The organism is Streptomyces griseoruber, from assembly GCF_001514205.1.
GTDB classification, from domain to species: Bacteria; Actinomycetota; Actinomycetes; order Streptomycetales; family Streptomycetaceae; genus Streptomyces; species Streptomyces griseoruber.
The window spans coordinates 1-11,303 of record NZ_KQ948788.1; the positions used below are offsets into that span (position 1 = coordinate 1).

Genomic DNA, 11,303 nt, shown 5'->3' on the forward strand with positions numbered 1-11,303 from the left:
AACGTGCAGAATTTGTGCTGTCCACTTTTGCGCTCCGATGGAATCACTCATCCCGGCCTGCAAAGCCTGCGATCAGGCAAGGACAGGACCGCGATGGGCCGCTTCTTGATCGTCACGGCCGGACACCCACCATCCTGCGCGTTCCAAGCGCCGACCGGTATCAGTAACTTGACCGAGAGGGAATCCGTAGAAATCCCGGCGGAGTCGGCCACCTGCTGGTGCTCGTGGGTTAATGAACCGGACCGTGATACGGCAATCACGGAATGATCCGACGACCGGTCACTTGAATGGTCACGCGAATAGACCCCCCTCGGGGTTGCAGAGCACGTCCTGCCCCGGCGTCGACGTGGCGGGGTGAATCGGCCCGAGTCGGAGACGCCCGGAACCGGCCAGGGCAGGGCTCCCGTTTCAGCTCGTGTTGTCGACGTCGGTCGCTTGGAGCAAGCCTGGAAAACAGCCGGCCCAACCACAGGTGGGACCGTCCGGCATCGGCACTGCCTGACGTCTCAGGGCTGGTGGACGGTGGCGGCACGGCTGCCGGGGGTTCACGCCGGGCACGGACTCGGGGCGGACAGCCGACGGACGCCCAGCGGGTCGCGTATCACCCGCCGTATCTCGACGCACCCGTCGACGAGCTGGAGATCGTCCCGGGCCGCGCGTTCAACGGGGGCGGCGCTCTTCTCAAGAGCCAACTCCCGGGCGCTCCGGACCGGCTACGCCGTCGATGACATAGAAATGGCGTACGAGCCGACCGCGTGAAGTATGGAACCCAAGTCCTACGAGCCATGAGCCTTCGGCGACCATGATTGCCCCTTCGAGGTGGACATGTACGGCTTCCCAGCCCGATTCTGGCTCTGGCCGCGCGGCGCCGGTATGCGTCACGTGACTGCGTCGTCATGTGGCCCACAACCGCAGGACGCGTGCGCCGCCTGTCGCCCCCCGATGCCGCTGTGCGGATGTCCTCGCTGCCGTCTCCGGAATCGGCTGGGCCGCCGGCCGACCATCTGACACGGGAACGAGTCGGGCACGATGGCGAACGGACAGCCGACGGCCGGAATATTCCAGGCGGCGCATGTGTTGACGGCCGGTTCAAAAACACACAGTTCACGAGCGGCACCCTGCCCCCCCATAGGCGGGACCGAAGTACTCCCACGCTATTGTCTATGCAATCTCAGTTCCTGGAGCATCCGTGGCAAATGGTGGAAGGGCTCAAGGGAATCAGCGCTCGACACGCGATCCCGCTCTGCCCGTAGTGGGCCGGGAAACCGAGACGGCGGAAATCATGCGGCGGGTCGCCTCCGACCGGTCCCGCAGCGAGGTGTTGATCCTCACGGGCGAACCCGGTGCCGGCAAGAGCGTGCTGCTCGACCTCGCGGCCGACCGCGCGCGGCGCGAGGGCGGCCGGGTGCTGCGAGCGGTCGGCAGCGAGTCCGAGGCGCACCTCGGATTCGCGGGCCTTCATCAGCTGCTCCGCCCCGTACTCGGCGAACTGGACAGGCTGCCGGCGCGGCAGCGCACCGCGCTGCGGGCCGTCCTGGGTCTGGGCGAATGCCCGGAGGCTCCTGATGGCATGCTCGTGGGTCTGGCGGTTCTCACCTTGGTCTCGGACCTGGCCGAATCGGCTCCGCTGCTCGTGGTGGTCGATGACGCCCAGTGGATCGACCGCGCGTCGCTGGACGTTCTCTCCTTCGTGGCCCGGCGCATGGACAGCGAACCCGTCACGCTGCTGGTGGGTGTGCGTGCCGCGGCTGTGCTGCCCGGACTCGGCAAGGGGTACGAGCGCCTTGAGATCGGTCCGCTGAGCGGTGAGGCGGCGGCCCGGTTGCTCGACCGCCAGCCGACGCCACCCACCGGCCGAACCCGGGTGCGGATCCTGCAGGAGGCAGCGGGCAATCCTCTGGCCCTGGTCGAACTCGCCCGAGCCAGCGCGAAGCGGCGGCTCGGTGGCAGCGGTATGGAGGGTCCGCTGCCCGTCACCGACCGATTGGAGCGGATCTTCGCGGAGCAAGCGGAGTTTCTGCCGGAGGCAACCCGCCGCCCGCTGCTACTGCTCGCGGCCGCTGATGCGACGGACGCACTGATGGCTTCTCGTGGGCTCCCCGAGGCCGACGACAAGGCCTGGGTGCCGGCGGAGCGGGCCGGTCTCGTACGCCAGGACGGTCCGTGGATCTCCTTCCGTCACCCGCTCATCCGCTCGGCCGTCTACCATGCCGCGTCCTTCGAGGAACGCAGGCAGGCACATCTCGCTCTCGCGGAGCTGCTGATTGAGGAGCCCGACCGCCGCGCCTGGCACCTCGCCGCCGCGACCATGCGTCCCGACGAGGACGTGTCGGCCGCGCTGCAGCGGACGGCCGACCGGGCCCGGCGCCGGGGCGGATATGCGGCTGCTGCCGCCGCCCTGGAGCGCGCTGCGGAGCTGAGCCCGCGCCGCGCGGACCAGGCGCGGCTGCTGACCGAGGCCGCCGTCATGGCCGTCTTCACCGGTCAGCTCGGCTGGGTGGAACACCTGGCCGCCGAGGTCCGGGGGCGCAGTGAAGACCCGGCACTGATCAGCAGGGCCTCGCTGGCCACCGGGCAGCTCATGACCCTGCGCCGGCACCATGCTGCGGCCTTCGCCCTGCTGACCCGCATCGCGGCCGAGGCGGCAGCCGCCCACTCTCCCCGCGTGCTGGACGCGCTCGCCGCAGCCGCCGTAGTCCGCTATTACTCAGGCGAGGAGTCCCATCAACAGAAGATCGAGGACTTGCTCTGCGCCATGCCGGACTCCACCGCCGGGGGCGCCCTGCGCGCCTGGGTGCTGGCCGTCTCCGACCCCAACGGCGCGGGTGCCTCCCTCGCCCCGGCACTGCCCGGACTGATCGCCGCAGCCAAGGACGACGCCGGCGGCCTGACCGCGCTCGCCATCGTGGCCTGGCTCCTGGACCAGACCGCCCTCGCGGCCAGGACCTTCGACGAGGCGTTCGACCGGTGGCAGGCCCGTGGCTCGCTGCCGGACGGCCTGGGATGCGCCGTCGGCTGGGCCTATCTGGAGCAGGGCCGGTGGGCCGATGCCCGCTCGGTGGCCGCCGAGATCGCGGCGGTGGCGTCAGCGGCCGGGCTGGACCACGCCGAGGCGTGTGCGCACGCGCTCGACGCGACGGTGCTCGCGCTGCTCGGCGAACCGGCCGACGCGCGACGGGGTGCCGAGCGGGCGCTGGTTCTTGTCGACCCGCTGGAGAGCCGCTCCGTCGCGGTGTCCGCACGTCGGGCCCTGGGCCTGGCGGCCGTGGCCGAGGGCGACTACGACACCGCGTACACCCAGTTCCGCTCCGCCTTCACCGACGACGGCGATCCGGTTCACTACCACGTCTCCTGCACCGTCCTGGCCGAACTCGCCGCCGCGGCCGTCCGCCGAGGCCGACAGCAGGACGCCGCCGAACTGCTGGAGCGATCGGCACGGCGCCTGGGTACGGGCGTGTCGGCACGGATCACCGCCCTGTTCAACCGGGGTCGCGCCCTGCTCGCTGAACCGGACCACGCGGAACCGTACTTCCAAGCCGCACTGGCGGACGACACGGGCGAGCAGTGGCCGTTCGAGCGGGCACAGACACGGCTGGACTACGGCGAGTGGCTCAGGAGGCAGCGTCGCATCGCCGAGGCCCGCCCGCTGCTGACCGCGGCACTCGACACCTTCCAGCGGCTCGGCGCGCGGCCCTGGATCGAGCGGGCGAAGGCGGAACTGCGAGCCGCCGGCATCGAAGCCGCCAGCAGCGTGGTCCCCAGCGTCTTCACCGAACTCAGCCCTCAGCAGCAGCAGATCGTCCAGCTCGCCGCCCGCGGCCTGACGAACCGCGAGATCGGAGAGAAACTCTTCCTCTCGCCCCGCACCGTCGGCTCCCACCTCTACCGGGTGTTCCCCAAACTGGGCATCACCGCCCGGTCACAGCTCCGGGATGTGATCGAAGGCACCCTGTCAGGCGCGAGTACGCAGATCTGAGACGGCAGCGTCCGCCGCTGCAACAGTGCCGGCCCGCAGGTCGAGGACTGTCCCAAGGCGGGCGCCTTCGCCCCCGGCCGTCCTGAGTGGCTTTCAAGATGTGCGGCGCAGGGCCAGCACGTTCTCGGTGACGATGGCCGTCTGCCCCGAACCGGGCGGACCCGGCCGACAGCACCGCATCGGTGCGTTGCACAGGCGTTATACGACAGTCCTGTCGGACGGACAGCCACCCCTTGACCATACCTGAGACAGTCTCTGGGGTGGGGGCGTGAAAGGTGGGCCAGGGCTTGGACCCTTTTGCACTCCATAAATCTGTCAGACCGGAACTCGGTCGTGGTATCCGTCTGTGATGTGAGGGCTCAGGACATAGTTGACGTGCTACCTGCCCGGGCATGGGCGCGGCCGAGGCGCGTTCCTCAGCGAGCTGCCCGGTCATCCGTTCGAGGACGCGTCCGGCGACGGCAAGTTCGTCCCGCTCGGCACGCACTTTCCGCCAGCTGTTTGGCCGCATTTCTTCGAGTTCGTCCAGTTCCGCACGACGCGCGGTGATCCGTTCCAGCAGCTCGGGATCCAGTATGGACCGGATGGCGGAAGGCCGCCCGGTCGCGGTGAGCGGGAACCGACAGATCGGCCCTGTCAAAGCACGCGCTGGTAGCGGAGCTCAGTGAGCGTGATCCCGTCGTAGACATCGTCCTGAGCCGCACCGTCAGCCTGGTAGCCGGCCCGCTCGTAGAAGCGCCGGGCTCGTTGGTTGTCACACAACACCCATAAAGCTGACGTCTCGAAGCCCTGGCCCTTCATCTGAACATGAGCCTCACCCAGGAGAGTCTGGCCGATGCCCTGGCCGATCAGATCCGGCGAGATGTACAGGGCGTAGACCTCACCGACCCGTTCCGGACCGGGCATCTCACCTCGATACGGCCCGAAGCAGATCCACCCCACCGGGCCACGGTCACCGAGCGCCACAAGGTCTCGAGACTTTCGTCCGGGTTGAGAAAACCACTGCCGCCGTTGACCGGCATCACCTTCCACCGTCATGGCATCCAAATACGTCTGGGGAACAATGCCGGCGTACGCCGCCTGCCATCCTCGGACTCGGATCGTCGAAACGGCCTCGATGTCGGCCTCATCCATCTCCTGCACGTGCACCATCGCGACACCGTAGTAGCACAGGTACCGCAGAACGAACTGCTTTTACCCCGCTGTCGGCGCCTCCTCTCACGAGAACGGCTCCTGACGAACGATCTCCTCTGCGGACACCTGCCTACGGCCAGCGTGAGCATGCCGAGAACCGGTCACACCACCCCTTTGAGCTGCGACTTCAAGTTGGCGGAGGCCCAGTGAAGCCCATGCGGTAGTGGAGCAGGATCGCATCGAACTGGCGCTCGCCGAGCGAGGCGACGGCGGCGTACAGGGCGATGGCGACGGTCAATGCGTCGTAGGGGTCTTCGATGTGGTCGGCGACGGCGGCCTCGAAGTGGCTAGGGCGGCGCCATTTGGCTCCACCCGGGGCGACTCCAACTGGCCCCACTGAAAGGGGCGTTCGGAGGTACTTGGGGGTAGTGGCGGGGTGAAGTGGCCCCACCCTGGGTCTTGCGGTGGGACGGTGGATGTGGTCCGCCGAGGGTGGGTGCTGTGGATGTCCTTGTCCAAGCAAGAACTGTTCGACCGGATCCGCCGCGACAACTGGCAACAGCAGCTGTCGATCCGGGCTTTGTCGAAGAAGTACGGCGTCCACCGGCGTCTGGTACGGGAGGCGCTGGCCTCGCCGGTGCCCAAGCCGCGCAAGCGGCCGGCGCGGACCTCGCCGCGGATGGAGCCGTACAAGAAGACGGTCGACGAGTGGCTGCGGGCGGACCTGGAGGCGCCGCGCAAGCAGCGGCACACCGCGAAGCGGATCGGTGCGCGGCTTCAGGAGGAGTTCGGCGTCGCGCTTCCCTACACCACGGTGCGTGACTTCGTCACCGCCCGCCGCCGGGCGATCGCCGCGGAGGGCGGGCTGCCGGCCGAGGGCTTCCTGGTCCGGCACAACGCCCCGGGCGCGGATGCCGAGGTGGACTTCGGGGAAGTCTGGGTCGATCTGGCCGGGCAGCGGGTGAAGTGCTACTTGTTCGCCTTCCGCCTGGCCTATTCGGGCCGGGCGGTGCACCGGATCTCCCGCTCCTGCGGGCAGCAGGCGTTCTTCGAAGGACACGTGCACGCTCTGTCCGTGCTGGGCGGTGTTCCCGCAGGTCAGGTGCGCTACGACAACCTCACCCCGGCCGTCCGCAAGGTCGTCTTCCGCAGCCGGCTGCGGGAGGAGAACCCGAAGTGGACCGCGCTGCACACGTTCTACGGCTTCACCCCCTTCTACTGCGAGCCGGGACTGCGCGGCGCCCATGAGAAGGGCGGGGTGGAGGGACAGGTCGGCTACTTCCGGCGCAACTACCTCACCCCTGTCCCACGCGTTCAGACACTGGAGGACCTCAACGGACAGATCGCCGTCTTCGAGGAGCGGGAGCTTCAGCGGCGGATCGGCTCGCGGATCCGCACGATCGGTCAGGACTTCGCGCGGGAGGCGCCGCACCTGCTGCCTCTGCCGGCGGACGCGTTCGAGACGGCGATGACCTTCCAGCCGCGAGTCGACCGCTACAGCCGGATCACGGTGAAGATGTGCTCCTACTCCGTCCCGGTCCGCTTCATCGACCACAAGGTCACCGTCCACCTCACCGGCGACCTGCTGGTCGTCTTCGCGGGCCGCCGTGAGATCGCCCGCCATGCCCGGCTCGCCGGCCGCGGCCTGGAGCACCTGGTCCTGGACCACTATCTGGAGGTGCTGCTGCGCAAGCCCGGCGCCCTGGACCGCTCCGAGGCACTGCACCAGGCCCGCGCCGAGGGCACGTTCACCGCCGAGCACGAGGCGTTCTGGGCCATGGCCCAGCGTCAGCTCGGTGAGATCGAGGGAACGAAGGCCCTGGTCAGGGTTCTGCTCCTGCACCGCCATCAGCAGCACGCGGACGTGCTGGCGGGCCTGCGGGCCGCCGTCGACCTGGGCACCTGCAGCGACGACCTGGTCGCTCTCGAGGCCCGCAAGGCCGCCCAGGCTGCCGGCCGGGCTCCCACCGTCACCGCCACACCGACACCGCCAGCGGCGGACCCGACGGAACTGCCGGATCCGCAGTTGCCGCAGGTCAGCCACCTCACCCCGCGTCGTCTGGCCCGGTCACTGCCCGAGGATGCCCGCCCGCTGCCCCGTCTGGAGCAGTGGGACGAACTGCTGAACCTGCGACGGAAGGATTCGTCATGACTGCCGCCCAGCACGCGCTCACCGCCCAGGCGTCGGACGCCGCGATCGACACCGCCTGCCGGATGCTGCGGCTGCCCACCATGCGGGCCCAGGCCGCCGACACCATCGCCCGCGCTGAGCGCGAGGGGCTCTCCTACGCGGGATTCCTCGCCGAGCTCCTGCTCGCCGAGTGCGAGGACCGCGACCGCCGCCGGGCCGAACGCCGCATCCGGGCCGCCCACTTCCCGCGCGAGAAGTCCCTGCGCGAGTTCGATTACACCTCCAACCCCAACGTCGATCCGGCTGTCATCCACAGCCTTGCCACCTGCGACTGGATCACCAAGGGCTATCCGCTGTGTCTGATCGGGGACTCCGGCACCGGCAAGTCTCACCTGCTGATCGGCCTGGGCACCGCAGCGGCCATGGCCGGCTACCGCGTCCGCTACACCACCGCCGCCTCCCTGGTGAACGAGCTCGTCGAAGCCGCCGACGACAAGCAGCTCGGCAAGACCATCGCCCGCTACGGACGCGTCGACCTTCTCGAAATCGACGAACTCGGCTACCTCGAACTCGACCGCCGCGGGGCAGAGATGCTCTTCCAGGTTCTGACGGAGAGGGAGGAGAAGAACAGCATCGCGATCGCCTCCAACGAGGCGTTCACGGGCTGGTCAAAGACCTTTACCGACCCGCGGCTCTGCGCGGCCATCGTCGACCGGCTCACCTTCAACGCCACCCTCATCGAGACCGGCACGGAGTCCTACCGACTGGCCCGCACCAAGGCGAACAAGACCAACGGCCTGAGGTGAGCGCCGGCCAAGGATCAGGAACTGAGATGCTCATGCAGCATCTTCAACTCGCCGTCCCTCCGCACGATCACGTTAGTGCCCCGGCCCTGGCCAGAGCGGAGTTCGCCATTCACGACGCCGGTCCAGGTGAACCGATAGCGACACACCGCGACATCAGCGGTGAGCACGGGCCACTCCAGTTCACGCACCTCATACACCTCGTCGAGGATCCTCGCGAAGGTCTTCTCGATCGCGGATCGGATCTCCTCGATGCCCCGATGCGAACCGTCCGAGAACCAGTACACGGCGTCCTCGGCGATGAACGGCACGACACGTGAGATGTCGTGGCTGTTGTTGGCCCGTTCGTACTCGCCCATGAACGCAGCGAGCTCAGATTCCAGAGATGTCCGATCCGTCATACGGCCATCATGCCGACGCTCTCGCGGGGCCGTCACTCTCCCCTCGCTGCTTCAGTGGTCCCAAATCAAGCCGCCCCCGGAGCCACCGCACAACGCCCGATCTTCACGAATCATCCCCGAACTGGGGCCAGTTGGAGTCGCCCCGGGTGGAGCCAAAAGGCGTCGCCCTAGCCACCTCGAAGGCGGCGGCCTCCATCAGTTCGGGCCGGCGCCGGCGTTTGCGGTGCATGTCGATGATGCGGCGCTTGAGGATGGTCCAGGCGTAGCCCTCCAGGTTCTCCATGCCAAGCATGCGCGGCCAGCAGTCCATGACCGCGTCGAAAGTCAGGTCGACGGCCTCCTCCGTGTCGGCGTCCGAGCCGAGCTGGAGGTAGGCGTAGCGCATGTGGTCAGTACGGCGCCGCTGGTGGAAGCCCCAGTGGGCCTCGCGACGGCGGTCGCTACTGTCGTCAACGCGGGATTCTTCGCACAGAGCGCCAGCGCCGCGGAGAACACCTGGATCAGGAACCTGGACACCAATAACTGCCTCACCGCCGTCAACTGGTCGAGTTCGCCCCGCGGGAACGGCTGCACGTTCGGCGACCGGTCACAGCTGTGGGATCGGCGTGGAGCCACCATCGTCAAGGCGTACACAAACCAGTGCCTCGACAGCAACGCGAACGGAGACGTCTACTGGATCGAGTGCAACGGCGGCAACTACCAGAACTGGAGATACCTGTCGGGTAATCGCGTGCAGAACGCGCAAACCGGTAGGGATCTCGCTCAACAGCCCGGCTCCGACTGGATCGTCGCCAGCACTGGGGGCACGAACAACCGTTGGGAGTTCTCCGGCGGCGAGTAGCCCGGGAGACCGTCGTGAGCGGGTGACTTTGGGTGCGGTGGGTCGTTACTGGGCACTCATCACCATGATGACCCGGCGCCTCACCCAAAGTCACCCGCTCCCAACTGGACGAGGCGGCAGGCGGAACCTTCTCCCGACGGAGCCGGAAAGAGCTCACTGGCTGTCGTTCTTTCGAGCGTGATCGGTTGATTTCCGCAGGCCAGGTATGAACTCCGTGATGGTGCGGCAGGGATGATGCGTCGTGTCGTCGCCGTCGTGGAGGGGGCTGCTGATGCCGTCGGTGATGGGGTTGCTGGAGGCCGAGGAGCACGTTGCCCGGCAGCGGGTGGAGGCGCTGCGCGAGCAGGCCGACCGTCTGCTGGACCGAGTTGAACGAGGCCGAGGCGGACTGGCAGGAGTTGGTCATCGCCCAGCAGCGGGTGGGCCGGGTCCTGGCCGGACAGCACGATGCCGAGGTCGAGCGGCAGGCTGTGCCGGATGCCGCGGCGCCGCCGGCCGACAACGCCACGGTGACGTCGGCCGTGGAGCCGGCCAGGGCCGGAACGATCGTCCCGCGGTGGAGCGCGGGTGCCGACCCGGGCGCGCTGGCGGCCGCGTGGGGCAACTTCACCCTTTCGTGTTGGAGTTGGAGGTGAGATCCCGGATTCCGGTCCATCCACGGGACGAAGAGGTGGACACCGACAACCTGCTCAATGGCCCGCCGCAAGGAGGGCCTAACCCGTCAGCAGACACCTGTCCGAACTGGGACGCCCTGCTTCAGGTCCCCTTGCGCAGCTGTTCCGTGATACGCCGTCCCACCATCGACGTGTACGGCTCGTCGTCGGGCAGGACGCCGAGAGTGCGTGCGAGATCGCGGTGGTGAAGGTCGACGACGGCTTCGACGGTGTCGGCGAGCACGGCGGCGGCACGCCGCCCCCGGCGCACTCCCATGACGGCGATGACGGCCCCGATCCCGGCGGCCGGCCAGCACAGGCTCGCAAGCGCGGCATAGAGCGCACCCCACGCGGTGAGAAGGGTCGCGGCGTCGAAGCCACGGCGCGCGGCGCTCACGGTCTGGCGGGTCCCGTCGTCCACGACGAGCCACAGCCGCGGCCAGGCGCTGGCCAAGTCCAGGCCGTACTGGCGCCAGACTCGGTTCTGTACGGCGCGCATGCGATCGCCGATGCGGGTAGGCATCACGGGCCGCGCGAGCGCGATTCGGTTTCGCCGCTCGGCCAAGTCGTCCATCTCACCCGGCGGGTGCGCCGACCCCGCCGCGTCCCGGGCGCGGAGGAAATCCGTCTGGGCCCGGTCCCAAGCGTCCGCGCGCCGCTGAGCGAGGGCGTCACCCAGCCATCTCAGGGGGCGCCGCGCCCACGGCTCGGTCCAGCTCCGCTCCACGAGCCCGGCGACGGCCTGGGCCAGCAGACCGGCGGCGGCCGCGGCGAGCAGGGCGCCGAGCAGCACCAGCACCGTGGTGGCGGGCCGCCCATCCAGGTAGGCCGCCGCGCTCTCCACCCGGTCGGTCAGCGACTCGACGCCGTGCGGGGATTGATGTCCGAGGACCACGGCGGCCGACAGCGCCAGGACGTACAGTAGGCCCGGCAGGACCAGCAGGGTCACCCATCGCTCGGCGAGCCGCTTGCCGAGTTCGGCGAGGACGGTGTTCATCCGCCGGGGCCGGGTGTTGGGAAGAAGAGCATGTCGCGGGCGTGGATGCCGCAGTAGGGGAGGGCGTCGTCCGGGACGGGGTGCACCTCGCGCGGGCAGGTTCCCGCCGGGCAGACGTAGACGCCGTCCGCCACATGCCCATATATCCCGGGCAGCCCCGCGTACCCGTCCCGCGACGAGCCGGGGGCGGCATCGTCGCCGGTCGGCAGGTCCAGCAGCTCGGCCACGCGGTGGGCGACCGGCTCCCCAGAGCGGGCAAGCGCGATCAGCCGATCGAAGTCGGGGCCCGCCCGGCGGCGCAGGGCGAGCCGCCTGAGCCCGTGCCAGTCTCGGCAGATTGCTTCCACGGTGAGCGGTTCGGTCATGG

Annotated in this window: 11 protein-coding genes; 6 read left to right on the plus strand and 5 right to left on the minus strand. The window is 68.9% G+C overall.

Annotation, left to right across the window (positions count from 1 at the left end):
* On the plus strand, positions 1–267 hold a 267-nt coding region (locus tag AQJ64_RS50335), incomplete at its 5' end, for a hypothetical protein (protein ID WP_211286532.1).
* 922 nt (positions 268–1,189) lie between these two features.
* Entirely contained in the window at positions 1,190–3,976 is a 2,787-nt protein-coding gene (locus AQJ64_RS41585; RefSeq protein ID WP_055636744.1) for a helix-turn-helix transcriptional regulator, read from the plus strand.
* Between the two features lie 636 nt (positions 3,977–4,612).
* On the opposite strand, the gene AQJ64_RS41590 is transcribed toward AQJ64_RS41585, so the two are convergent.
* Positions 4,613–5,128: a GNAT family N-acetyltransferase gene (locus AQJ64_RS41590; protein WP_055636743.1), complete on the minus strand. Its 516-nt coding sequence runs from the start codon at positions 5,126–5,128 to the stop codon at positions 4,613–4,615.
* A 487-nt stretch (positions 5,129–5,615) separates the two neighbouring features.
* Here AQJ64_RS41590 and istA point away from each other — a divergent pair, with 487 nt between their 5' ends.
* Both istA and istB read left to right on the plus strand, forming a co-directional pair.
* On the plus strand, positions 5,616–7,262 hold the full coding sequence (gene istA, locus AQJ64_RS41595; protein ID WP_055636745.1) for an IS21 family transposase: 1,647 nt from the start codon (positions 5,616–5,618) through the stop codon (positions 7,260–7,262).
* Positions 7,259–8,047, plus strand: a complete 789-nt coding sequence (istB, locus tag AQJ64_RS41600; RefSeq protein WP_055636742.1) for an IS21-like element helper ATPase IstB — start codon at positions 7,259–7,261, stop codon at positions 8,045–8,047. Before istA ends, istB begins: the two co-directional genes overlap by 4 nt.
* A gap of 14 nt (positions 8,048–8,061) precedes the next feature.
* On the opposite strand, the gene AQJ64_RS41605 is transcribed toward istB, so the two are convergent.
* The gene (locus AQJ64_RS41605; RefSeq protein WP_055636741.1) at positions 8,062–8,403 is read right to left on the minus strand and encodes a YybH family protein; all 342 of its coding nucleotides are present in this window, start codon (positions 8,401–8,403) and stop codon (positions 8,062–8,064) included.
* 145 nt (positions 8,404–8,548) lie between these two features.
* Positions 8,549–8,830 (minus strand): RNA polymerase sigma factor, encoded by a 282-nt coding sequence (locus AQJ64_RS41610; protein WP_240512818.1) that lies wholly within the window; start codon positions 8,828–8,830, stop codon positions 8,549–8,551.
* Between AQJ64_RS41610 and AQJ64_RS41615 the strand changes: the two genes are divergently transcribed.
* Positions 8,831–9,286, plus strand: a complete 456-nt coding sequence (locus AQJ64_RS41615; RefSeq protein WP_157881077.1) for an RICIN domain-containing protein — start codon at positions 8,831–8,833, stop codon at positions 9,284–9,286.
* Positions 9,287–9,654: 368 nt separating this feature from the next.
* Positions 9,655–9,921 (plus strand): hypothetical protein, encoded by a 267-nt coding sequence (locus tag AQJ64_RS41620; protein ID WP_157881076.1) that lies wholly within the window; start codon positions 9,655–9,657, stop codon positions 9,919–9,921.
* 121 nt (positions 9,922–10,042) lie between these two features.
* Here the strand turns inward: AQJ64_RS41620 and AQJ64_RS41625 are convergent, their stop codons facing one another.
* Positions 10,043–10,936, minus strand: a complete 894-nt coding sequence (locus AQJ64_RS41625; protein WP_055636738.1) for a hypothetical protein — start codon at positions 10,934–10,936, stop codon at positions 10,043–10,045.
* Positions 10,933–11,301, minus strand: a complete 369-nt coding sequence (locus AQJ64_RS49405) for a hypothetical protein (RefSeq protein ID WP_157881075.1) — start codon at positions 11,299–11,301, stop codon at positions 10,933–10,935. The genes AQJ64_RS41625 and AQJ64_RS49405 overlap by 4 nt, the downstream gene beginning before the upstream one ends.
* Positions 11,302–11,303: the final 2 nt, after the last annotated feature.